This window comes from Priestia sp. 3CA3, from assembly GCF_056836725.1.
The window spans coordinates 337,412-361,767 of sequence record NZ_JBXENJ010000007.1 but is presented as its reverse complement, the minus strand read 5'-3'; the positions used below and the strand labels follow the sequence as shown (position 1 = coordinate 361,767).

General features: G+C 38.0%; 23 protein-coding genes and 4 tRNA genes. 26 read left to right on the top strand and 1 reads right to left on the bottom strand.

Annotated features, from left to right (window positions below; all coding sequences use genetic code 11):
• Nucleotides 1–8 precede the first annotated feature (8 nt).
• The 6 genes from mnmE to AC1VNJ_RS20250 all read left to right on the top strand — a co-directional run bounded on the left by mnmE (nucleotide 9) and on the right by AC1VNJ_RS20250 (nucleotide 6,808).
• Nucleotides 9–1,397, top strand: coding sequence for a tRNA uridine-5-carboxymethylaminomethyl(34) synthesis GTPase MnmE (mnmE, locus tag AC1VNJ_RS20275; protein WP_028411914.1), 1,389 nt, complete (start codon nucleotides 9–11; stop codon nucleotides 1,395–1,397).
• A gap of 22 nt (nucleotides 1,398–1,419) precedes the next feature.
• The gene (gene mnmG, locus AC1VNJ_RS20270) at nucleotides 1,420–3,309 is read left to right on the top strand and encodes a tRNA uridine-5-carboxymethylaminomethyl(34) synthesis enzyme MnmG (protein WP_013059925.1); all 1,890 of its coding nucleotides are present in this window, start codon (nucleotides 1,420–1,422) and stop codon (nucleotides 3,307–3,309) included.
• 30 nt (nucleotides 3,310–3,339) lie between these two features.
• On the top strand, nucleotides 3,340–4,056 hold the full coding sequence (gene rsmG / locus AC1VNJ_RS20265) for a 16S rRNA (guanine(527)-N(7))-methyltransferase RsmG (RefSeq protein WP_013085565.1): 717 nt from the start codon (nucleotides 3,340–3,342) through the stop codon (nucleotides 4,054–4,056).
• A gap of 135 nt (nucleotides 4,057–4,191) precedes the next feature.
• Nucleotides 4,192–5,067, top strand: coding sequence for a nucleoid occlusion protein (noc, locus tag AC1VNJ_RS20260; protein ID WP_013059923.1), 876 nt, complete (start codon nucleotides 4,192–4,194; stop codon nucleotides 5,065–5,067).
• Nucleotides 5,068–5,184: 117 nt separating this feature from the next.
• Complete coding sequence (locus AC1VNJ_RS20255; protein ID WP_013059922.1) at nucleotides 5,185–5,967, top strand: ParA family protein; 783 nt, start codon at nucleotides 5,185–5,187, stop codon at nucleotides 5,965–5,967.
• Nucleotides 5,939–6,808: a ParB/RepB/Spo0J family partition protein gene (locus AC1VNJ_RS20250; RefSeq protein WP_013059921.1), complete on the top strand. Its 870-nt coding sequence runs from the start codon at nucleotides 5,939–5,941 to the stop codon at nucleotides 6,806–6,808. The genes AC1VNJ_RS20255 and AC1VNJ_RS20250 overlap by 29 nt, the downstream gene beginning before the upstream one ends.
• Nucleotides 6,809–6,840: 32 nt before the next feature.
• Here AC1VNJ_RS20250 and yyaC read toward each other — a convergent pair whose 3' ends face one another.
• Nucleotides 6,841–7,461, bottom strand: a complete 621-nt coding sequence (gene yyaC, locus AC1VNJ_RS20245) for a spore protease YyaC (protein ID WP_482641210.1) — start codon at nucleotides 7,459–7,461, stop codon at nucleotides 6,841–6,843.
• A gap of 86 nt (nucleotides 7,462–7,547) precedes the next feature.
• Between yyaC and AC1VNJ_RS20240 the strand changes: the two genes are divergently transcribed.
• The 20 genes from AC1VNJ_RS20240 to AC1VNJ_RS20145 all read left to right on the top strand — a co-directional run bounded on the left by AC1VNJ_RS20240 (nucleotide 7,548) and on the right by AC1VNJ_RS20145 (nucleotide 24,354).
• Entirely contained in the window at nucleotides 7,548–8,561 is a 1,014-nt protein-coding gene (locus AC1VNJ_RS20240) for a YkvI family membrane protein (protein ID WP_098627078.1), read from the top strand.
• Between the two features lie 67 nt (nucleotides 8,562–8,628).
• A complete protein-coding gene (locus AC1VNJ_RS20235) occupies nucleotides 8,629–9,522 on the top strand; it encodes a mechanosensitive ion channel family protein (protein ID WP_028409761.1) in 894 nt (297 codons plus the stop codon).
• Nucleotides 9,523–9,536: 14 nt separating this feature from the next.
• Nucleotides 9,537–9,734 (top strand): DUF951 domain-containing protein, encoded by a 198-nt coding sequence (locus AC1VNJ_RS20230; protein ID WP_013059917.1) that lies wholly within the window; start codon nucleotides 9,537–9,539, stop codon nucleotides 9,732–9,734.
• A 170-nt stretch (nucleotides 9,735–9,904) separates the two neighbouring features.
• Nucleotides 9,905–11,005: a redox-regulated ATPase YchF gene (gene ychF, locus AC1VNJ_RS20225; RefSeq protein WP_028411917.1), complete on the top strand. Its 1,101-nt coding sequence runs from the start codon at nucleotides 9,905–9,907 to the stop codon at nucleotides 11,003–11,005.
• Nucleotides 11,006–11,194: 189 nt separating this feature from the next.
• Nucleotides 11,195–11,482 (top strand): 30S ribosomal protein S6, encoded by a 288-nt coding sequence (gene rpsF, locus AC1VNJ_RS20220; protein WP_013059915.1) that lies wholly within the window; start codon nucleotides 11,195–11,197, stop codon nucleotides 11,480–11,482.
• Nucleotides 11,483–11,529: 47 nt separating this feature from the next.
• The gene (ssb, locus tag AC1VNJ_RS20215; protein ID WP_013059914.1) at nucleotides 11,530–12,030 is read left to right on the top strand and encodes a single-stranded DNA-binding protein; all 501 of its coding nucleotides are present in this window, start codon (nucleotides 11,530–11,532) and stop codon (nucleotides 12,028–12,030) included.
• Between the two features lie 66 nt (nucleotides 12,031–12,096).
• A complete protein-coding gene (gene rpsR / locus AC1VNJ_RS20210; protein WP_013059913.1) occupies nucleotides 12,097–12,336 on the top strand; it encodes a 30S ribosomal protein S18 in 240 nt (79 codons plus the stop codon).
• Nucleotides 12,337–12,474: 138 nt separating this feature from the next.
• Entirely contained in the window at nucleotides 12,475–13,419 is a 945-nt protein-coding gene (locus AC1VNJ_RS20205) for a YybS family protein (RefSeq protein WP_033580875.1), read from the top strand.
• Between the two features lie 36 nt (nucleotides 13,420–13,455).
• Nucleotides 13,456–15,429, top strand: coding sequence for a DHH family phosphoesterase (locus tag AC1VNJ_RS20200; protein ID WP_025752414.1), 1,974 nt, complete (start codon nucleotides 13,456–13,458; stop codon nucleotides 15,427–15,429).
• Complete coding sequence (gene rplI / locus AC1VNJ_RS20195; RefSeq protein ID WP_013059910.1) at nucleotides 15,426–15,875, top strand: 50S ribosomal protein L9; 450 nt, start codon at nucleotides 15,426–15,428, stop codon at nucleotides 15,873–15,875. The genes AC1VNJ_RS20200 and rplI overlap by 4 nt, the downstream gene beginning before the upstream one ends.
• A gap of 116 nt (nucleotides 15,876–15,991) precedes the next feature.
• Nucleotides 15,992–17,356, top strand: coding sequence for a replicative DNA helicase (gene dnaB / locus AC1VNJ_RS20190; RefSeq protein ID WP_013059909.1), 1,365 nt, complete (start codon nucleotides 15,992–15,994; stop codon nucleotides 17,354–17,356).
• Between the two features lie 187 nt (nucleotides 17,357–17,543).
• Nucleotides 17,544–18,830: an adenylosuccinate synthase gene (locus AC1VNJ_RS20185; RefSeq protein ID WP_013085553.1), complete on the top strand. Its 1,287-nt coding sequence runs from the start codon at nucleotides 17,544–17,546 to the stop codon at nucleotides 18,828–18,830.
• A gap of 168 nt (nucleotides 18,831–18,998) precedes the next feature.
• Nucleotides 18,999–19,071 (top strand) — tRNA-Lys (locus AC1VNJ_RS20180).
• A 15-nt stretch (nucleotides 19,072–19,086) separates the two neighbouring features.
• Nucleotides 19,087–19,158, top strand: a tRNA-Glu gene (locus AC1VNJ_RS20175).
• A 35-nt stretch (nucleotides 19,159–19,193) separates the two neighbouring features.
• Nucleotides 19,194–19,269 (top strand) — tRNA-Asp (locus AC1VNJ_RS20170).
• 4 nt (nucleotides 19,270–19,273) lie between these two features.
• Nucleotides 19,274–19,346 (top strand) — tRNA-Phe (locus AC1VNJ_RS20165).
• A 262-nt stretch (nucleotides 19,347–19,608) separates the two neighbouring features.
• Entirely contained in the window at nucleotides 19,609–20,316 is a 708-nt protein-coding gene (gene yycF, locus AC1VNJ_RS20160; RefSeq protein WP_013085552.1) for a response regulator YycF, read from the top strand.
• Between the two features lie 6 nt (nucleotides 20,317–20,322).
• Nucleotides 20,323–22,230: a cell wall metabolism sensor histidine kinase WalK gene (walK, locus tag AC1VNJ_RS20155; protein WP_033580358.1), complete on the top strand. Its 1,908-nt coding sequence runs from the start codon at nucleotides 20,323–20,325 to the stop codon at nucleotides 22,228–22,230.
• The gene (locus AC1VNJ_RS20150; protein WP_028411920.1) at nucleotides 22,221–23,588 is read left to right on the top strand and encodes a YycH family regulatory protein; all 1,368 of its coding nucleotides are present in this window, start codon (nucleotides 22,221–22,223) and stop codon (nucleotides 23,586–23,588) included. Before walK ends, AC1VNJ_RS20150 begins: the two co-directional genes overlap by 10 nt.
• Nucleotides 23,575–24,354, top strand: a complete 780-nt coding sequence (locus AC1VNJ_RS20145) for a two-component system regulatory protein YycI (RefSeq protein WP_034263964.1) — start codon at nucleotides 23,575–23,577, stop codon at nucleotides 24,352–24,354. The genes AC1VNJ_RS20150 and AC1VNJ_RS20145 overlap by 14 nt, the downstream gene beginning before the upstream one ends.
• Nucleotides 24,355–24,356: the final 2 nt, after the last annotated feature.

Here is a 24,356-nt window from a genome sequence, read left to right as displayed (position 1 = left end):
TGAAGTTGGTGCTAGATTTTGATACAATTGCGGCCATTTCTACACCAATGGGAGAAGGAGCTATTGCCATCGTCCGCCTGAGTGGTGAAGAAGCAATTACGATTGCAGATCGTATCTTTAAAAGCGTTTCGAATAAACGATTAACAGACGTAGCTTCTCATACTATTCACTACGGTCATATCGTAGATCCCAAGACGGAGCAAGTCGTTGAAGAAGTGATGCTTTCCATTATGAAAGGTCCCAAGACATTTACTAGAGAAGACATTATTGAAATTAACTGTCACGGAGGAATTGTATCCGTTAATCGTGTGCTGCAGTTAGTTATTGCAAATGGTGCCCGTTTAGCCGAGCCAGGTGAGTTTACAAAACGAGCATTTTTAAATGGTCGAGTAGACTTATCACAAGCAGAAGCTGTAATGGATTTAATTCGTGCCAAAACAGATAAAGCGATGAATATGGCAATTGGCCAAATGGAAGGGCGTTTGTCCAAGCTAGTACGTCATTTACGCCAGGAAATTCTCGAAACACTTGCCCATGTAGAAGTGAACATTGACTATCCAGAATATGACGATGTAGAGGAAATGACTCACCAAGTGTTGATCGAAAAAGCTTCAAATGTACGCCAAGAAATTGATAAGCTTCTTCAAACCTCTCATCAAGGGAAAATTTTAAGAGAAGGATTAGCTACGGTTATTATTGGACGTCCTAATGTAGGGAAATCTTCTCTTCTAAATAGTTTAGTGCAAGATGCAAAGGCTATTGTCACAGACATTCCTGGAACGACGCGAGATGTGATCGAAGAGTACGTTAATGTGCGAGGAGTTCCTCTACGATTAGTTGATACAGCTGGAATTCGTGAAACAGAAGATATTGTAGAACGAATTGGTGTGGAACGCTCCCGTCAGTATTTGAAAGAAGCGGATTTAATTTTGCTTGTGTTGAATTTCAATGAAGAATTAACGGACGAAGATAAAAAGCTATTTGAAGCTGTAGAAGGCATGGACGTTATTGTTATTGTGAATAAAACAGATCTTGAGCAAAAAATTAATCTAGAGGAAGTGCAGCAATTTGCTGGTGATCATCCAGTAGTGACGACTTCGCTTCTTCAAGAACAAGGAGTGGATCAGCTTGAAGAAGCAATCGCAGCTCTTTTCTTTGAAGGAACAATTGAATCTCAAGATTTAACATATTTATCTAATACGAGACATATTGCGCTTTTAACGCAAGCAAGAGGAGCTATCGATGAGGCCATCACAGGTATTGAAAGTGGTGTTCCAATCGATATTGTCCAAATTGATTTAACAAGAACGTGGGAACTATTAGGTGAAATTATTGGTGATGCTGTTCACGAAAGCTTAATTGATCAGTTGTTCTCTCAATTCTGTTTAGGAAAATAGATTATTAAAGGAGGCTACTATTATGCAATATGAAGGTGGACAATATGATGTTATTGTCATTGGAGCAGGTCATGCAGGATGTGAAGCGGCGCTTGCTTCTGCGCGTATGGGTGCTAAAACGTTAACGTTGACCATCAACTTAGACATGGTGGCGTTTATGCCCTGCAATCCTTCTGTAGGTGGTCCTGCAAAAGGTATTGTCGTACGTGAAATTGATGCTCTTGGCGGAGAAATGGGTAGAAATATCGATAAAACTCATATTCAAATGAGAATGTTAAACACAGGAAAAGGTCCGGCTGTTCGAGCACTTAGAGCTCAAGCAGATAAATTTGCTTATCAGCATGAAATGAAAAAAACGTTAGAAAATGAAGAAAACCTAACCCTTATGCAAGGCATGGTAGAACAGTTAATCGTAGAAGACGGTGTATGTACAGGTGTTGTCACTCAAACGGGAGCTGTGTATAAAGCTAAAACAGTTGTTATTACGACAGGAACATTCTTACGCGGGGAAATTATTTTAGGTGAACTAAAATACTCAAGCGGTCCTAACAATCAACAACCTGCTATTAAGCTTTCTGAACACTTAGAGGAGTTAGGACTGGACATGGTCCGTTTTAAAACAGGAACTCCACCTCGTGTTAATAGCTCAACTATCGATTACAGCAAAACGGAGATTCAGCCTGGTGATGATGTGCCTCGTGCTTTCTCATATGAAACAACACAGTACATTACAGATCAATTGCCTTGCTGGTTAACATATACAAGTGAACAAACGCATCAAATTATTGATGACAACCTCCACTTATCCCCTATGTATTCTGGGATGATCAAAGGTACTGGACCACGCTACTGTCCATCTATTGAAGATAAGGTTGTGCGCTTTAATGATAAACCGCGTCACCAAATTTTCTTAGAGCCAGAAGGACGAAATACGCAAGAAGTGTATGTTCAAGGACTATCAACAAGCCTTCCTGAGCACGTACAGCGTCAAATGCTTGCAACAATTCCTGGTCTTGAAAAAGTCCAAATGATGCGTGCGGGCTATGCTATTGAATATGATGCAATTGTTCCGACTCAGTTATGGCCAACGCTGGAAACGAAGAAAATTAAAAATCTTTATACGGCTGGACAAATTAACGGAACGTCTGGTTATGAAGAAGCTGCAGGCCAAGGTCTTCTTGCCGGAATTAACGCGGGAAGAAGAGCGCTGGAACAAGAAGAAGTCATCTTAGGACGTTCTGATGCTTACATCGGTGTATTGGTGGATGATTTAGTAACAAAAGGAACAAATGAACCGTATCGTCTGCTAACATCGCGTGCAGAATATCGTTTATTGCTTCGTCACGACAACGCTGATTTACGCCTCACTGAAATTGGTCGTGAACTAGGATTAATCAGCGATGAGCGCTATGCTAAATTTGAACAAAAGAAAGCGGAAATCGAGCAAGAGAAGAAACGTCTTTTCTCTTTTATTATTAAGCCGAATGAAGCTGTTCAACAACTGATTAAAGAAGCTGGCGGCAGCGAATTAAAAGATGGCATTCGTGCGACAGATTTACTTCGCCGCCCTGAAATGACGTATACTCATATTCATCAATTAGCACCAGCGGATGAGACGGTAGATCCTGAAGTAGCTGAACAAGTAGAAATTCAGGTGAAATACGAAGGATATATTCAGAAATCACTTCAACAAGTTGAACGCTTGAAGAAGTTAGAAAACAAAAAGATTCCTGATTATATCGATTATGATGCAATTAACGGTTTAGCTACAGAAGCCCGTCAAAAATTAAACCAAGTGCGTCCACTAACGGTAGCGCAAGCTTCACGTATTTCTGGAGTCAACCCAGCTGATATTTCAATCTTGCTTGTTTATATTGAACAAGGGCGCATCGCTAAAGTATCAAATGATTAAAACTCTTAGGCGCGAAGAAAGGGAAACTCAATGAATATTCAACAGTTTCAACAGCTATTAGAAGAAAAGGGAATTTCTCTTTCTTCTAAACAGCTGAATCAATTTGAAAAGTATTATCAAGTTTTAGTGGAATGGAACGAAAAAATGAATTTAACTGCTATCACTGATCACGGTGAAGTGTATGAAAAGCATTTTTACGATTCTATTTCAGCTGCTTTTTTTCAAGACTTTACAGAAATTGAATCCATGTGTGATGTAGGGGCAGGAGCAGGATTTCCAAGTATTCCGATCAAAATTTGTTTCCCGCATTTGCATGTAACCATTGTTGATTCGTTACAAAAGCGTATTACGTTTTTGACGCATCTTGTAAATGAGCTTGAACTAGACAATGTCACACTATGTCATGATCGAGCTGAAACATTTGGTAAAAAAGAAACGATTCGCGAGTCATTCGATCTTGTAACAGCAAGAGCCGTGGCACGTATCTCGGTTCTTAATGAATTTTGCTTACCGCTTGTTAAAGAACAAGGACGCTTTTTAGCAATGAAAGGTGCTTCTGCCCCTGAGGAATTAAAAAATGGGGAAAAATCATTTCAAGTATTAGGTGGAAAAGTGAAGTCGATTGAACATTTCCAATTGCCTTTGGAGCAAAGTGAACGTTACATTATTTTAATAGATAAAATAAAGAAAACGCCTAAAAAATATCCTAGAAAACCTGGTACCCCAGTTAAGCTTCCATTAGAGTAGGCGGTAAATAGATAGAGAAGAAAATGTTTCATATGAAACATTTTCTTCTCTATATTTTCTGTTTAGAAAGCAGGATATGATTAAAAAACATCGAATTAGTTTAAGGCGGGATTTTCCTGAAGGTGGTGTGGGACTATGAAATCTGCTTTTTCACGTTTTTTTAATTTAAAAGAAAAAGATGAGGATATTCATGTAGAGATTGAAACTGTCCAAGATGAAAATGTCGAAAAAGTTTTAAGAGATGAAGTAAAACAAATTAGGGTTTCAAGTATTATTCCGAATCGTTATCAGCCGCGTACTGTGTTTAATGAAGCAAAAATTGAAGAGCTAGCTCTTACTATTCATACACACGGTATTATTCAACCTATTGTGGTTCGACCGACTGAGGGCGAAGAATACGAATTAATTGCTGGAGAACGCCGGTGGAGAGCTGTACAAAGCTTAGGATGGGATACGGTTCCTGCAATTGTGAAACATTTTAACGATACAGAAACGGCCTCTGTGGCTTTAATAGAAAACTTACAACGTGAAGAGCTAACGGCTGTCGAAGAAGCACTAGCCTACGCAAAGTTAATTGAGTTACATAATCTTACCCAAGAGGCATTAGCTCAACGTTTAGGAAAAGGCCAATCCACAATTGCAAACAAGCTTCGTTTGTTAAAGCTTCCTGTTGAAATACAAGAAGCAATCAAACAAAAATTGATTACAGAGCGACATGCGAGAGCGCTCATTCCCCTCAAAAATCAAGAAAAACAACTTCAAGTATTAGCTGAGATTATTGAAAAACAATTAAATGTAAAACAAACGGAAGATCGAGTAGTTAAATTGTTAGAAACGCAGGTTAAAAAGCCAAAAGCAAAAAGAAAAGCGTTTAGTAAAGATACGCGTATCGCGATGAACACAATCCGTCAATCGTTGACAATGGTTAGTGACAGCGGTATTTCATTAAACACAGAAGAAGAAGAGTTTGATGAATATTTTCAGTTTACTATTAAGATTCCGAAAAAATAAAGAAATAGCCCTCATCTTTTTTTGATGAGGCTTTTTTATCAAAGTTTTTCGTCAGAAAATTCAATGAACAATAAAACTGTCTGGACAAATGGGATGGAAATGAAAGTAGGTGACAACATGGGGAAAATTGTGGCAGTTGCGAATCAAAAAGGCGGGGTTGGAAAAACAACAACCGCTGTTAATTTAGGCGCTTGTTTAGCTGAACAAGGAAAAAAGGTTCTACTTGTAGACGGAGATCCACAGGGTAACGCTACGAGTGGAGTTGGCATAGATAAAGCAGATGTAGATGAATGTATTTACAATGTAGTAGTGGAAGATATGGAAGCCAAAAACGTTGTGCGTTCAACAGCCGTCGAAAATTTATCAATCATTCCCGCGACCATTCAATTAGCTGGTGCAGAAATTGAATTAGTGTCGACTATTTCACGTGAAGTTCGACTTAAGAGAGCTTTAGAAACGGTGAAAGATCACTTTGATTATGTTATTATTGATTGTCCCCCTTCTCTTGGTTTACTGACATTAAATGCGTTAACTGCAGCTGATTCTGTTTTAATACCTGTACAGTGTGAATATTATGCGCTTGAAGGATTAAGTCAATTGCTAAATACCGTTAGATTAGTCCAAAAACATTTGAATAATCAACTGCGTATCGAAGGTGTATTGCTTACTATGCTTGACGCACGCACAAATTTGGGACTCCAGGTAACAGCAGAAGTGAAGAAGTACTTTCAGGATCGGGTTTATCAAACGATTATTCCTCGAAATGTTCGTTTGAGCGAAGCACCTAGTCATGGTGAACCAATTATCTTATATGATGCAAGATCTAGAGGGGCCGCAGTTTATACGGAACTTGCAAAGGAAGTGATTTATAATGGCGAAAGGATTAGGGAAAGGAATTAATGCCTTATTTTCAGGCTTAGATGCACAGGCTGATGATTCAATTCAGGAAGTTGCTATTCACGAACTTAGACCCAACCCCTATCAACCACGTAAAACGTTTAATAAAGAAGCAATTAATGAGTTAAAGCAATCCATTTTACATCATGGCATCTTACAGCCTATTGTAGCTCGCAAAAGCATTAAAGGCTATGAAATCTTAGCGGGTGAAAGACGATTTAGAGCTGCTAAAGAAGCTGACCTTGCTACTGTTCCTGTCATTATAAAAGACTTTTCAGAAAAGCAAATGATGGAACTAGCTTTGTTGGAGAATTTACAGCGTGAAGATTTGACGCCAATTGAAGAAGCAACCGCTTATCAATTGCTTATGGATAAGCTCGATATGACACAGGAGCAACTTGCTACACGACTAGGAAAAAGCCGACCTCATATTGCTAACTATGTTCGCCTCTTGCAACTGCCTGAGGAAATTCAAACCCTCATTTCTACTAATGAATTGTCTATGGGACACGGGCGTACGCTAGTCGGTTTAAAAAATAAAGCTCTTCTACCTAAAGTAGTTGAAAAAATACGCAAGGAACAATTAAATGTCAGACAGCTAGAGGCTTATATTGCTCACTTAAATAAAGCCGTTCCACGTGAAACATCAAAAACCAAAAAAGATAAAGATTTATTCATAAAACAAAGTGAAACACAGCTCCGTGAGCGCTTTGGTACCTCTGTTCATATTACACAAAGCAAGAAAAAAGGAAAAATTGAAATCGAATTTTTCTCTAAAGAAGATTTAAACCGTCTTCTTGAATTATTTAATGATCTTTCTCAGACCAATAAATCTTCTGTATAAAAAAGGTTGTCCTAGTTTTAGGACAACCTTTTTTATTGTTTATAGTGTCTTACAGTTTTGTAAACCGGAGAAGCATTAAACTCTTTCTCTCGTTCGTTGTGTACAGTCTCAATGCTTTTCGCAATTAAATCGGCAATGCACATAACAAGATGAAGCCTCGTATTTTGCAAGACGAAAAACTCCATAAATCCGCTCACGTTGACAACCCCTGTTATATGAATATCCCCGACTGGCGGCAATTCTTTATTAACCCCTGCTCCTGGTTTAACGGGTCCTATTCCAAGTGATGCGGAGCCTACGCTTTTCATACGACCTAAACAAGCATCAATTCCAATAATAAAAGGATTCGGGAAAAGCTTTTGAATATGTTTTAACGTTTCTTTCAAATTAACAGCATGAACAGGCTCTTCTAACGTTCCAAAAATATGAAAAGATGAAACCTTTTTTTCATTCAGTTTCGTTCCGACTAATGGACCCAATGAGTCCCCAGTTGAACGGTCCGTTCCAATACATACAAAAACAATTGGTCTGTCTTTCTGTGCTGGAAGTAAAGATAGTAACTGTGTACTCAGCTTCTTTATAGCAGATTCTTCATCATGAAATACGCGGGTTGAATGTTGTGTCTTCTCAAAGAAGGGAGATTTTAAATTCATAGGGTCCACTCCTTATACATAATAGTAACAGTATACGAAGATTTTGAAGATTCTATACATATATTTCATAGATTGGGGGAAAATCGATGTGGAGAGCCGGGTGTAAATGGATATTCTTAATTATGGGAACGATGATAGGCGCTGGATATGCTTCTGGAAGAGAACTATGGCAGTTTTTTGGTGAAGAAAGCGGACTTGCTATTTTTCTATTTTCTATTATTTTTGCGATTTCTTGCAATGTGATTATGCAAATCAGCTATCGCTATCGAACCAATCAATTTTACCCAGTATTAATTGAATTAATAGGAAAGAAATGGGCTGCAGCCTACGACGTTTTAATCGTTTTTTATTTGTTTACGACGACGGTGATTATGATTGCAGGAGGCGGGGCGACATTGGAAATGTGGCATGTTCCTTACTGGTGGGGAATTGGTGCTCTTAGTGCGTTGATTGTCTTTGTTTTTTCAAGAGGATTAAGTGGACTGCTTTCTATCAATTCTTTCGTTATGCCAATCTTAATGATTGGACTAGCTGGCGTACTTCTTACATTTATTTTACGTCATCCTGGAGTAACTAATTGGCATCTTCAGCATAATTGGCCTGCTGCTTTTACCTTTACGGCTTTGAATATTCTTCCTCTCGTCGCGGTATTATCTACAATTGGAAAGGAAATTAAAAGCAAAAAAGAGATTTATATTGCAAGTGTTGGCAGTGGTTTTTTATTAGGAGGTCTCTCCTTTATTTATAATGAATCACTTATTCAAGTTTCAGGGCTTCTTTCCTCTTATGAAATTCCATTATTCGCTATTCTTAAAGATTTTCCTTATATGATGACGTTTTTAATGAGCATTGTTTTGCTTATCGCAATTTATACGACAGCCGTTTCGGGAATTTTAGGATTGACCGCGCGTTTTCATACTGAAAAGGTGCAATCTCTTTGGAAACTGGCAGCCTGCTGGCTACTTTTAATGATTCCCTTTACAAAGGTAGGGTTTTCTACTTTGATTGCCGTTTTGTATCCAATGTATGGAATCGTCAATTTATTTCTAGTAACAGCCGTTCTGTTGTATCCATTTCGAAATCGCTACAAAAGTTCGTAGAAACTTGCTACAATAGGTTAAAACTTTCTCATATGCAGATTATGTTACGTTAGGAGCTACATGTAGTATGAATTCGTTGAAGTCGGTTTTTAAGAACGTGTTTGAGCCATTTTTTCAAGAAGAAACGTGGGCACATATTGGAGAGGGATTTATAAAAATTCTGTTGATTCTACTTATTTCCATGTTTTTAATTCGAATTGGAAAGAAAGCGTTAAATAAATTCGTAGAGGTTCGCACAAATAGCCCTCTGCGTATTTCTGAGCGACGAGAAGCTACGATGGTCCGTTTGCTTCAAAATATTTTTTCTTATGCCATTTATTTCGTTGCGGGAGTTATGATTTTAGAAACGTTATCGGTAGATGTCCGTGGATTGCTAGCGGGGGCTGGAATCGTAGGGCTCGCGGTAGGGTTTGGTGCTCAAAACTTAGTGAAAGACATTATCACGGGATTTTTTATTATCTTTGAAGATCAGTTCTCCGTTGGCGATTATGTTCGAGTAGGAACATTTGAGGGGACTGTGGAAGAAATTGGGTTGCGCACAACGAAGATTAAGAGTTGGACAGGCGAAATTAATATTTTACCCAATGGCAGTATTGTAGAGGTCACTAATTTTTCGTTACATAACAGCGTAGCTTTCGTTGATGTAAGCATTTCTTATGAAGAAAACATACAAAAAGCAGAACAAGTGATTTTAGACCTGTTAGAAGAATTGCCAAGTCGCTATGAAGATATGGTGAAAACGCCTGAACTGCTGGGGGTTCAAAATATCCATGCAACTGAAGTCACAATGAGGATTACAAGCGAAGTAAAACCAATGAGACATTTCCATATTTCTCGTATGATTCGTAAAGAAGTGCGTACAAGGCTAAATGAACATGGAATTGAAGTTCCATTTCCACGTATGGTTATGTATAATCGTACAGAAGAAGCACAGCATTCGTCGACGTTGAAAGGGACATAAGGAGGAGAGAGCTGATGACGGAAAAAGAATTTGGTTTAAATGACGTTGTGGAAATGAAAAAACCTCATCCTTGCGGTACAAATGAATGGAAAATCATTCGAATGGGAATGGATATCCGTATTAAATGTGAAGGCTGCGGCCATAGCGTAATGATTCCAAGACGTGATTTTGCACGTAAAATGAAAAAAATTCTTGTAAAGCATGAGGAATAACCTCATGCATTTTCTATGTTTATGCCTTATACTGTAAGGTGGGACAAAATGAGGCACCTTAACCCCATGCGGTTAAAGGTTCTTTATCAAACTTGTATTTCAAAAGTTGACTCACTATAATTGTGACAGGTTAACTTGTTTCGGATATATAAAGAGGAGTGAATAAATATATGGCTTTAACAGCTGGAATTGTTGGTCTTCCTAACGTTGGAAAATCAACATTATTTAATGCAATTACACAAGCGGGCGCAGAATCTGCGAACTACCCTTTCTGTACGATTGATCCTAACGTAGGTATCGTAGAAGTACCTGATCATCGTCTTCAAAAACTTACAGAGCTTGTAAAACCTAAAAAAACAATCCCAACAGCATTTGAATTCACAGATATCGCTGGAATCGTAAAAGGTGCTAGTAAAGGTGAAGGATTGGGAAATAAATTCTTATCTCATATTCGAGAAGTAGATGCGATTTGTCACGTTGTGCGTTGTTTTGAAGATGAAAACATCACGCACGTTTCAGGAAAAGTAGATCCTATCTCAGATATTGAAACAATTAATTTAGAGTTGATTTTAGCAGATTTAGAAACGGTAGAGAAACGTATTGGCCGTGTTCAAAAAATGGCTAAACAAAAAGATAAAGAAGCAATGTATGAATACGAAATTCTAGAGAAACTAAAGAATGCATTTGAAAGTGATCAGCCAGCTCGTGCTGTATCATTTACAGAAGAACAAATGAAATTAGTAAAACAATTTCACTTGCTAACGATTAAGCCTATTCTTTATGTAGCAAACGTTGCTGAAGATGAAGTAGCCGATGCATCTGCTAACGAATATGTAGCAAAAGTGCGTGAGTATGCGGCAAGCGAAGGTGCAGAAGTAATTGTTGTTTGCGCACGCATTGAATCTGAAATTGCTGAACTTGAAGGAGAAGAAAAAGCAATGTTCCTTGAAGAACTAGGCATTGAACAGTCAGGTCTAGATCAGCTTGTACGTGCAGCGTACGATTTACTTGGATTAGCTACGTACTTTACAGCTGGTGAGCAAGAAGTACGCGCGTGGACGTTTACACAAGGTATGAAAGCTCCTGAGTGTGCAGGTATTATTCATACAGATTTTGAACGTGGATTTATTCGTGCAGAAACGGTGTCATACGAGGATTTATTAGCTGCCAAAACAATGGGAGCAGCTCGTGAAGCTGGAAAAGTACGTTTAGAAGGAAAAGAATACATCGTAAAAGACGGAGACGTTATGCATTTCCGCTTTAACGTATAAGATTAAAAGCCGAAAGAAGATATCTTCTTTCGGCTTTTATCGTTGGCGAAAATATTAGCGTATATTTACGAAACAGCCCGCAATGCATATTGCTTTGCCTAGGGTAGTGTGCTATAATTTTAATTCGTGAGTAATATTTTATTGCTCCTTGCCCGTTTCGGGCCGTTAGACCAAAAGGAGGTGACAGTGATGAGAAAGTATGAAGTAATGTACATCATCCGTCCAAGCATTGATGACGAAGCAAAGAAAGCATTAGTTGAGCGCTTCAACGGCGTATTAACTGATAATGGTGCTGAAATCGCAAATGTTAAAGAATGGGGTAAACGTCGTTTAGCATACGAAATCAATGATTTCCGTGACGGTTACTACATGATTCTTGACGTGGCGGCTACTTCAGAAGCAGTTTCTGAATTTGATCGTCTTGCGAAAATCAACGAAGACATTATCCGTCATATCGTTGTTAAACAAGAAGCATAATTAAACGTTTAAATAAATGGGTTTTATTTCCTTAAGGAGTGGTTCTGATGATGAATCGCGTAATTCTCGTAGGACGCTTAACCAAAGATCCTGAATTACGTTATACCCCGAGTGGAGCAGCGGTTGCAACATTCACTTTAGCGGTAAACCGCACATTTACAAATCAGCAAGGTGAACGTGAAGCTGACTTCATCAACTGTGTTGTATGGCGTCGTCAGGCTGAAAATGCAGCCAATTTCCTTAAAAAAGGAAGTTTAGCTGGTGTTGATGGTCGACTACAATCTCGCAGTTACGAAGGACAAGACGGTCGTCGTGTATACGTAACGGAAGTTGTAGCGGAAAGTGTGCAATTTTTAGAGCCGAAAAGTGGCGGTGGGGATACGCAACGCAGTAACTTTGCTAACACTGGAGGATCTGGACAAGGCTCTCCATTTGGAGATAATCAGAACCGTAACTCAGGTAATCAAGGTTATACTCGCGTTGATGATGATCCATTTGCAAATAATGGCGAGACAATTGACATTTCTGATGACGATTTACCGTTTTAATTCGCAGTAGATTATCCGGAGTATAAAATTTTATAGAAACTTTTAAGCGGAAGGAGGCGTATCAAAATGGCAGGTGGACGTAAAGGTGGACGCAACAGACGTCGTAAAGTTTGTTTCTTCACAGCAAACGGCATCACTCACATCGATTACAAAGATGTAGATATGCTTAAAAAATTCGTTTCAGAGCGTGGTAAAATTTTACCTCGTCGTGTAACTGGAACAAGCGCTAAATACCAACGTAAATTAACGATCGCTATCAAACGCGCTCGTCAAATGGCATTATTACCATATGTTTCTGGTGAATAATGAACGGTATAAAAAGAGGCAGTAAGGATTCCCTTACTGCCTCTTTTTACATTACATAGGTGCTCTTTTGCCAAATAGTTGCTTCTTATGAACTGAATCGATAAAATAAATAATAGTCTATATCAACGAGGTGAAGTTGTGAAAGGAATTCGATATATTACAGAAGGAGCAGCTCTTTTAGCGCTGTTTGTAGCGCTGTTGCTTTTTTCACTATACATACCTGTTGTGGGAACCATTTTTCAACTAGCGCTAGCTGTTCCATTTATTGTGTATACCGTTCGTCATGGGTGGAAAAAGGCAATATTATTTTTAGTAGTAGGGTTGTTATTGACTTTGTTATTTGGAAATGTATTGACTCTTCCTTTTACACTTGTATTTGGTATTGGTGGATTAGCAATAGGAATGCTTTACCGACAAAAACAAAAAAGGTATACCATTTTACTAGGCGGCACGGTTGCATTTAGTTTAGGTTTACTTTTATTGTTCGTAGGAGCAAATGTCATTTTTAATGTTAATTTAATGGAGCAAATAAATAATGCTTTAGATCAATCGATTAATCAAAGTATTGAAATGATGAAAAGTTTAGGACAAGACGTTAAGGAATCTCAAATTGACCAAATGAGAGATGCATTTGATATGTTTAAAAATCTGCTGCCTCTATTAATTGTTATGGGTGGAGTTATTCTAGCCTTTTTCTCTCAGCTTATTGCTACGCCTATTCTTAAAAGAACAGGTTATGAGGTGCAAGCATTCCCGCCTTTTCGTGAATTTAAACTTCCTAAAAGTATTCTATGGTATTATTTGATTGCATTAATCTTATCCTTCCCATCTTTTAATATTGAACAAGGTACATTTATGTACGTAGCTATTATCAACATCGTGATGGGACTGCAAATGCTAGTCGTGTTACAAGGGATCTCTTTTATTTTCTATTTCTCACATCAAAAAGGGTATGCCAAAGCAATTCCAATTGTTGTAACAATTTTAGCATTAATTATTCCAATTATCCTTCAAATTGTGCGCATCTTAGGTATAATTGATTTAGGATTTAATTTAAGAAAACAATTAGACACAAAAAAGTAGATATTGTGGAACTTAAAAAAGTAGGAGCTGAAATGGATGCCTGTCTTTACAAAAAAGAACGTCATTCGCTATCCATTTTACTCATTGTATAGTATAGCCCTGATTTTAGTAGGTATCGTGACCTATCATAATTGGATCATAGGAATGATAGGCTTTATATTACTATTAGCCTGTCTGTTTCTATACATGAGAATGGAGCGAATGCTGTCCGATGAGTTTGAAACCTATATTTCAATGCTGTCTCATCGGTTGAAAAAAGTAGGCGAAGAGGCATTAATGGAAATGCCGATTGGGATTATGCTATTTAATGATGAATATCAAATTGAATGGACCAATCCTTTTCTAGCATCTTGTCTCGGTGAAGACACACTGGTGGGAAGATCATTATACGATGTGGCAGAGAGTATTATTCCACTGATCAAACAAGAAGTGGAAACAGAAGTTGTCACGTTGCATGATCGGAAATTCAAAGTGGTGATTAAACGAGACGAGCGCTTACTGTACTTCTTTGATATTACAGAGCAAATAGAAATCGAAAAATTGTATGAGGAAGAACGAACAAGTTTAGGCATTATCTTTTTAGATAATTATGATGAACTAACGCAAGGAATGGATGATCAAGTTAAAAGTAACTTGAATAGCCAAGTAACTTCTATGTTAAATAGTTGGGCTCAAGAATACGGTATTTTTATTAAACGTACGTCTTCTGAGAAATTTATTGCGATTATGAATGAACAAATCTTAATTCATTTAGAGCGAAGCAAATTTTCTATCTTAGACCAAGTTCGAGAAGAGACGTCTAAACAAAATATACCGCTTACATTGAGCATTGGTATCGGAGCTGGTGCTGCTGATTTACCTGAGCTGGGTGCTTTAGCTCAATCTAGCTTGGATTTGGCCTTAGGCCGAGGTGGAGATCAAGTAGCGATTAAACAGCCGAATGGAAAAGTGAAATTCTTTGGCGGCAAGACTAATCCAATGGAAAAACGGACGCGCGTGCGTGCCAGAGTTATTTCTCACGCGTTAAAAGAGCTCATTACAGAGAGTGGAAAAGTGATTATCATGGGTCATAAGTATCCGGATATGGATGCTGTAGGAGCTGCTATTGGGATATTAAAAGTAGCGCAAGTAAATCAGAAAGACGGTTTTATCGTACTAGATCCTGATCATATTGATACAGGTGTTCAGCGAATGCTAGAAGAGATTAAAAAGAAAGAAGGCCTGTGGGAACGATTTATTACGCCTGAAGAAGCCTTAAATCTTGTGAGTGATGATACTCTTTTAGTAGTAGTAGATACGCATAAGCCGTCGCTCGTTATTGAAGAAAGGTTATTAAATCGTATTGAAAATGTCGTGGTCATTGATCATCATAGACGAGGAGAAGACTTTATCGAAGACCCTCTTCTTGTCTATATGGAGCCATATGCTTCCTCGACAGCAGAACTCGTTACTGAGCTTCTTGAATACCAGCCAAAACGATTTAAAATTGATATGCTAGAAGCAACAGCACTTTTAGCCGGTATTATTGTCGATACAAAAAGCTTTACATTACGCACGGGATCTCGTACGTTTGATGCAGCGTCCTTTTTACGTTCTCAAGGCGCAGATACGGTTCTTGTTCAAAAGTTTTTAAAAGAAGATATCACACAATATGTACAGCGAGCACGCTTTATTGAACATGCAGAGATTTATACAGCAGGTATTGCCATTTCACGCGCTGAACCGAACAAAATGTATGATCAAGTGTTAATCGCGCAAGCTGCAGATACGCTGCTTTCAATCAGCGGAGTGGTTGCTTCGTTTGTTATTTCTAAGCGACGGGATAATCTAATTGGCATTAGTGCTAGATCGCTTGGAGATATCAATGTACAAGTTATTATGGAAAGTCTCCAAGGCGGAGGCCACTTAACGAATGCTGCTACTCAGCTTCAAGACATTAGTTTGGATGAAGCTGAAGAAAGGCTTAAACAAGCAATTGATGAGTACTTAGATGGAGGTAAAAAATCATGAAAGTAATTTTCTTAAAAGATGTAAAAGGAAAAGGCAAAAAAGGTGAAGTGAAAAATGTTTCAGACGGTTATGCACATAACTTCTTATTAAAGAATGGTTATGCTGTTGAAGCTACAGGCGGTAATGTGAAGGTATTAGAAGCACAAAAAAATAGAGAGCAAAAAGATGCAGCTGCAGAACTTCAAGCAAACAAAGAGTTAAAAGCAACTCTTGAAGAACTAACAGTTGAATTAACAGCAAAATCTGGTGAAGGTGGCCGTTTATTCGGTTCTATCACAAGCAAACAAATTGCTGAAGAATTAAAGAAAAAACACAAAATTAAAGTAGATAAGCGTAAAATTGAATTAAATGATGCCATTCGCGCATTAGGCTACACAAATGTACCGGTTAAATTACATCCGGAAGTAACGGCTACTGTAAAGGTACACGTGACTGAACAAAAATAAACGTACGATTGAGAAATAAGTAAATAATATAAAGGGTTGGCGCGGACTTGTATTTGTTCGCGCCAACATTTATGATGAAAGAAAATACTGAAAGAATATAAGAGGGGCATAGAAATATGAGTGATCTTTTTGCTGATCGTCTTCCGCCTCAGAATATTGAAGCAGAGCAAGCGCTATTAGGGGCCATTTTCTTAGAGCCTTCTTCTTTAACCTTAGCATCTGAACTGCTGATACCTGAAGATTTTTATCGGGCATCGCACCAGAAAATCTTTACATGTATGCTGAAACTTTCTGACCAAGGTGAACCGGTTGATTTGGTAACGGTAACGTCTGAATTAGCTGACCAAAAAATCCTAGAAGAAGTTGGCGGCGTATCGTATTTAAGTGATTTAGCTAACTCTGTTCCAACGGCTGCAAACGTAGAATATTACGGTAAAATTGTAGAAGAAAAGTCGATTTTACGCCGTCTAATTCGTACTGCAACGCATATTGCTTCAGAAGGATATGCAAGGGAAGACGAAGTGGAAGTTTTATTAAATGAAGCGGAAAAAAACATTTTAGAAGTAGCACAGCGTAAAAACAGCGGTGTGTTTCAAAATATCAAAGATGTACTTGTACAAACATACGATGATATCGAAGTTCTTCACAATCGAAAAGGTGACATTACAGGTATCCCAACTGGGTTTAGTGATTTAGATAGAATGACAGCAGGGTTCCAGCGAAATGATTTAATCATTGTAGCGGCGCGTCCATCGGTAGGTAAAACGGCTTTTGCCTTAAATATTGCGCAAAACGTTGCAACGAAAACGGATGAGAACGTAGCAATATTCAGTTTAGAGATGGGTGCTCAGCAGCTTGTTATGAGGATGCTGTGTGCCGAAGGAAATATTGATGCACAAAGGCTGCGTACAGGCTCGCTTACAGCCGATGACTGGGGAAAGCTCACGATGGCAATGGGATCTTTGTCCAATGCAGGGATTTATATTGATGATACACCGGGTATTCGAGTAGGTGAAATTCGTTCTAAGTGTCGTCGCTTGAAACAAGAAGGCGGACTTGGGATGATTTTAATTGACTACTTACAGCTTATTCAAGGTAATGGACGAAGCGGAGAAAACCGACAGCAGGAAGTATCTGAAATTTCGCGTGCGTTAAAAGCTTTAGCCCGTGAATTAGAAGTTCCTGTTATCGCCTTATCACAGCTTTCCCGTGGCGTAGAGCAGAGACAAGATAAGCGACCGATGATGTCTGATATCCGTGAATCCGGAAGTATTGAGCAGGATGCCGATATCGTAGCTTTCTTATATCGTGAAGACTATTATGAAAAAGACACAGAAAATCAAAATATTATCGAGATTATTATAGCTAAGCAGCGTAACGGTCCAGTTGGAACCGTACAGCTTGCCTTTGTAAAAGAATACAATAAATTCGTTAATCTCGAGCGGCGCTTTGATGACGCAGGAGTGCCGCCTGGTGCATAAAACCTCTCAATATGAGAGGTTTTATTTTATTGTTATCGCATTCGTTCCGCAAAATACGATATATTTGTAATAACTTTTGTTAAATCGTTCGGATTTAATTGACTTTAGTGTGATAAATTGATACACTTATCCATGGTTAAATTATGTCGTAGTGAGCTGTTGCTTACTAAGCGGAGGTGCTTAAGATATGTCTTCAGTCGTTGTAGTAGGAACACAATGGGGAGATGAAGGAAAAGGGAAGATTACAGACTTCCTATCAGAAAATGCAGAAGTGATTGCACGTTACCAAGGTGGGAACAATGCAGGTCACACAATTAAGTTTAATGGTGAAACTTATAAGTTACATTTAATTCCTTCAGGTATTTTTTATAATGACAAAACGTGTGTAATTGGAAACGGTATGGTTGTTGATCCAAAAGCACTTGTTCAAGAATTAAAATACTTACATGATCGCGGTGTAACAACAGAAAACTTACGTATTAGTAACCGAGCTCATGTGATTCTTCCATATCATTTAAAATTAGATGAAGTTGAAGAAGAACGTAAAGGTGAAAATAAGATTGGTACAACGAAAAAAGGTATTGGACCAGCTTATATGGATAAAGCAGCACGTGTTGGTATTCGAATTGCCGATTTACTAGACCGTGAAGTATTTGAAGCAAAATTAACACAAAACTTAGCTGAAAAGAATCGCCTTCTTGAAAAAATGTATGAAGTAGAAGGCTTTACATTAGAAGAAATTTTAGATGAGTACTATGAGTATGGTCAACAAGTTGCAAAATATGTTGTTGATACATCAGTAGTATTAAATGATGCGTTAGACGAAGGACGTCGTGTACTATTTGAAGGCGCACAAGGTGTTATGTTAGATATCGACCAAGGAACATATCCATTTGTTACATCTTCAAACCCAGTAGCGGGTGGAGTAACAATTGGTTCTGGTGTAGGTCCATCTAAGATCAAACACGTTGTAGGTGTATCAAAAGCCTATACAACTCGTGTTGGTGACGGTCCTTTCCCAACTGAATTAACAAACGAAATCGGTGATCAAATCCGTGAAGTAGGACGTGAATATGGTACAACAACTGGTCGTCCTCGCCGTGTAGGTTGGTTTGACAGTGTAGTTGTACGTCATGCTCGCCGCGTTAGCGGAATCACAGACTTATCTTTAAACTCAATTGATGTATTAACGGGAATTGAGACATTAAAGATTTGTGTAGCTTACCGTTATAAAGGGGAAGTTATGGAAGAATTCCCTGCTAGCTTAAAAACACTTGCAGAATGCGAACCTGTATATGAAGAGCTTCCAGGTTGGACAGAAGATATCACGGGTGTGAAAACATTAGATGAGTTACCTGATAACGCTCGCCACTACTTAGAGCGCGTGTCTCAATTAACAGGTATTCCTTTATCTATTTTCTCTGTAGGTCCAGATCGTACACAAACAAATGTATTACGTGGTGTATATAGCTAAATAAAAAGAGTTAGCTCTTCGTGAGCTAACCTTTTTTATTTATAATTGGTGCTTTTTTAACAAGACTTTTAAAAAAAGCTCAATAATAAAAAGAAAGTTTTAAAAAAACTATTGCATTTATATGAAATATCATGTTATTATAATAAGCGTCGCTAAGAGATATAACATGAGCCATTAGCTCAGTTGGTAGAGCATCTGACTTTTAATCAGAGGGTCGAAGGTTCGAGTCCTTCATGGCTCACTTTTGTTACAACGTGGCCCGTTGGTCAAGCGGTTAAGACACCGCCCTTTCACGGCGGTAACACGGGTTCGAATCCCGTACGGGTCATTTTTAATATTTTTAATACATAGCATATAGACTGAGGTCCCGTGGTGTAGCGGTTAACATGCCTGCCTGTCACGCAGGAGATCGCGGGTTCGATTCCCGTCGGGACCGCCATTTTGGCTCGGTAGCTCAGTTGGTAGAGCAAAGGACTGAAAATCCTTGTGTCGGCGGTTCGATTCCGTCCCGAGCCATCAAAAAGCATGACTTTATTTAAAGTCATGCTTTTTTCTTTTATTTACATTTAAAAGAAAACGTTATTTGCTTTGCATCTCTTTTATGGTAATATATTACTTTTGTATTTGGAGATGGTTGAAAATCATATATCTTCATGTATAGTAGAGGATGAACTTGTGACGTTTCAAGGGTTATCAAGTATAATAAAACTACGGTATTCAAACAGTATGAATACTATCTTTTATATTTTGCTTCAACTAATAAAGGAGAACGATGATCATGGATAAACGTATTTTAGTCGTAGATGACGAAAAGCCGATTGCAGATATTTTAAAGTTTAATTTGCAAAAAGAAGGTTACGAAGTATTTTGTGCTTATGATGGCGTAGAAGCACTTGAAAAAGTGGAAGAAGTACAGCCTGAAATGATTTTATTAGATATTATGCTTCCTCAGAAAGATGGAATGGAAGTTTGCCGAGAAGTGCGCAAAAAATATGATATGCCCATTATCATGTTAACAGCAAAAGACTCTGAAATTGACAAGGTTTTAGGTCTAGAATTAGGTGCAGATGATTATGTAACTAAGCCGTTCAGTACGCGTGAATTATTAGCACGTGTAAAAGCTAATTTACGTAGACATCAGCAGGTAGCTGTTCCAACAGAAGAAAGTGAAACGAATGAAATTACGATTGGAGCACTTGTTATTCATCCAGATGCTTATATTGTGTCTAAGCGCGGAGAAACGATTGAACTGACTCATCGTGAATTTGAGCTGCTGCATTATTTAGCGAAGCACATTGGACAAGTCATGACGCGTGAACACTTGCTTCAAACTGTATGGGGTTATGACTATTTTGGTGATGTGCGTACGGTAGATGTAACAGTTCGAAGATTACGTGAAAAAATTGAAGATAATCCAAGCCATCCAATGTGGATTGTAACAAGACGTGGAGTAGGCTATTATTTACGCAGCCCAGAGCAGGAGTAATTTTAGATGAAGAAAGTAAGGCTCCTGCAATCTATTCATTTAAAGTTTGTATTGATTTATGTGCTGCTCATTTTAATTGCGATGCAAATTATTGGGGTCTATTTTGCACGACAATTAGAAAAAGAATTAGTTAACAACTTTCGAACGTCTCTTCAAGAGCGGACAGACTTGCTGACGTATAACATTGGACAAGAAATGGTGAAAAATCGTGATGATGATTCACCGACTCTTGAGGAAGACTTAAAGACTATTTTAAGAGATTTTGCTTCAAGACCCAATTTAGCTTCAAATGATATGAATGACATTTCTGAAGTAAGAGTCATTGACCAAAATAGAAGAATCATTGCTACATCGAACTCAAATCCTCAACAGATCATAGGTAAAAAGACTAATGATTTAGCGATTACAAATGCGTTGTTAGCAGGAACGAACTCTGATAATGTATTTGTTGATCAAAGCGGGCAGCGAATCAGAGTTATGATACAGCCTATTCGTTTACAGGATAAAGTAGGTGCCAGTCAATCAAGTTCAACTAATAAAAATGGAAAAGTTCAGTCTAGCGAAGAAATCTTAGGCGCTATTTACTTAACAGCTTCCATGGAGCCTGTTTACGATCAAATGAGTAATATCAATCAGATCTTTAAGGCAGGTACGGTGATTGCTCTTTTTATCACAGCTATTTTAGGCGTGTTTTTAGCTCAGACCATTACTCGTCCAATGTCTGAAATGAGAAAACAAGCACTTGAGATGGCCAAAGGGAATTTTACGAGAAAAGCTAAGGTGTACGGGTATGATGAAATTGGTCAGCTAGCTCTCACATTCAACAACTTAACAAGAAAGCTTCAAGAAGCACAGGCAACGACAGAAGGGGAGCGCCGTAAGCTTAGTTCGGTATTAGCTCATATGACGGACGGCGTTATTGCGACGGATCGAAAGGGAAGAGTAATTTTAATTAATGATCCAGCCGCAGCTATGCTAAATGTTTCACGTGAAACGGTTTTGTCTGATCCAGTTGTTTCCCTATTAGATCTTGAAGAAACGCATACGTTTGAAAGCTTGCTTGCCAATCAAGAGTCATTAATTTTGGACTTTAGTACAAAATCGGATCCCTTTATTTTACGAGCTACCATTTCCGCTATTCAAAAAGAGACGGGTTTTATCAACGGGATTATCATTGTCTTGCATGACATTACAGAGCAGGAGAAAATTGATCAAGATCGCCGAGAATTTGTAGCGAATGTTTCACATGAATTGCGTACGCCGTTAACAACGATGCGCAGTTATTTAGATGCGCTTGCAGACGGTGCTTGGCAAGATAAGGACTTAGCTCCAACATTTTTAAATGTAACGCAAACGGAGACAGAGCGAATGATTCGTCTCGTTAACGACTTGCTTCAATTATCTAAGCTAGATAGCCAAGACTACCGATTTAGTCGTGACCCAATCAATTTTGTGAAGTTTTATCATTACATCATTGATCGCTTTGAAATGACAATTGAACAAGGTATTTCGTTCGTGCGCGACTTGCCAAATGAAGCAATCTATGTCGCTATTGATCAAGATAAAATTACACAAGTATTAGATAACATTATTTCCAATGCAATAAAATATTCACCTGAAGGCGGAACCATTACATTTTCAATTGCTCAGCATACGCATGAAATTGTTGTGAGCATTAAAGACCAAGGTATGGGAATTCCAAAATCAAATTTAGCTAAAATTTTCGAACGCTTCTATCGTGTAGATAAAGCACGAACGCGTAAATTAGGCGGAACAGGATTAGGGCTTGCTATTGCCAAGGAAATTATTGAAGCACATGATGGACGCATTTGGGCAGATAGTCAGGAAGGAAAAGGAACAACGATTTACTTTACTCTTCCGATTGAAAGTGAGAATGATGACGAATGGGAATGAGATATGAACATATCAAAACGGCCATCTTAGTTGTTCTCGTCGCTTCCAGTTTAATTATGACGTATCATATATGGACGTATCAGCCTTCTTATAAGGTCATTTCAAAAAATCAACATTTGCAAGAAGTTGAAGTTAGTTCAAAAAGTAAAATAGAAGATCATATTCTTCCAACAGAAGTTCTCTATCATCGAAACGATAATCACTACATGTCTCACGATGAAGATGATGTAAACAAATGGGTAAATGAAATGAAAAAGTGGAAATTTTCGAATGTGACGGACGTTTCGGATGCTATTTCTCCTGATGGATTTTTAAATTATGTCCATGGAAGTAATTCTATTGAAGTGCTGTATCCAGACGCGCTACCTTTGAAAACATTTCAACAGCTTTTTTCATTTTCTCAAACGTCTTTGCCTAATCAAACATTTGACCGTGTACTCATTAAAATTAAGCGTACACCTTCCTTTTTCGTGAGCGTGTATCTTGTGAATTATGAGCAAAAAAAGATTTATTCGGTTACAGTCAAGAATTTGGCCAAAGATGATATCAAAGAATTAGAAGATAAAATGAAGCGTACGTATGCCCCGAGCCTTGTATATAAAGAAAACAAAAATCGGTATATCTTCCTTCCGGAAAATAATATTACGATGAATAGTGAAGTCTACTATACGAGCATGAGGCATTTAGATATTGAAAAATATAAAGAAGCGCTTTTTAACAACCCAGACTATGCACGGAAAGAAACGTCTACAAACCGAGATGTCTACACTGAAGGTACAAAAGTGATCAATGTCAATACGAAGACAGATGTGATGGAATATGTGAATCTTGTAAATTCCACGACCGAGGTAATGGAAGATTATAATTTAATAAATCGCAGCTTTAGCTTCGTTAATGACCACGGCGGCTGGACAGAATCTAATTACAGGTTCAACAGCTGGAATCGCATTACAAAAGAAATTAGCTATCGTTATTATAAAGATAACTATCCAGTGTACAGCAATCAGGGAATGACTGAAATATATCAAAGATGGGGAAATGCGGAGATTTTAAATTACCGTCGTCCTCTTTATCGTTTTGTAAGAGTACAGGACTCGAGTGTAGAAAAGCTGCAGTCATCTCAAAAGGTGATTCAATTAATTGAAAAACATCAAAACTTTGACCCGAATCTGTTAAAAGATATTTCAATAGGCTATCAGCTAGAAGAAGTGTCACAGCAGCCGAAAACCGGCGAAAAGACGGTTGAGTTTAATTCTAATTCTGTCAAACTCGTTCCTTCTTGGTTCTATTATTATAATAGCAAATGGTATCGAATCGCACCGCCGACCGAAGGAGGCGATAACGATGGATTGGAATAGAACAAAAACCATCTTTATTTTCACTTTCTTGATTCTTAATATTTACTTAGGCTATCAGATTTTTAAAACTCATCAAGAAGATCAGTACTCTCTATTTGTGGAGTCGAGCGTGGAAGAACAATTAACGAGTGAAGGCATTGAATATAAACATTTACCTGTAGATGTGAAAGAAGCTTCTTCGTTAAATGCTAAAAGTAAGCTGTTTAAAGAAGAAGACTTAAAAAAGCTGAAAGAGCAAAAAGCAGCGCTGCTTGAGGAAAAAACAATTCGAAGCGTATTGGACAAACCTTTTTCAGTGCCTGAAAAAAATACAAAAGCAAAGCTAAGTCAATTTTTGAAACGATATGTGCTCTCCGGTGAAGATTATGAGCTATGGAACGTTAATAAAGAGAAAAAAACAGTTACATTCTTTCAACAATATAAGAAGCACAAAATCTATGACAATGAAAATGGCATGATCATTGCTCATTTAAATGATAAAGGTGAAATTGTTTCATATGAACAAACGATGCTAGGTTCCGTGAAAACGTTGGATGATGAGCAGGATGTTTTGTCTCCTTTAAAAGCATTGGAAAATTTGTTTTTGAAGGATGAATTGAAAAAGAAAGATTCTGTAACAAACGTAGAGTTTGGATACTATACGTTTGATCTGCCGTTATTAAATTCTCAAGTTTTAGCACCAACTTGGCACATTGTTGTAAATGGAGATACAAGTTATTTTGTAAATGCCTTTGAAGGACAGATCATTAAAAAAGGAAATAAATAAGT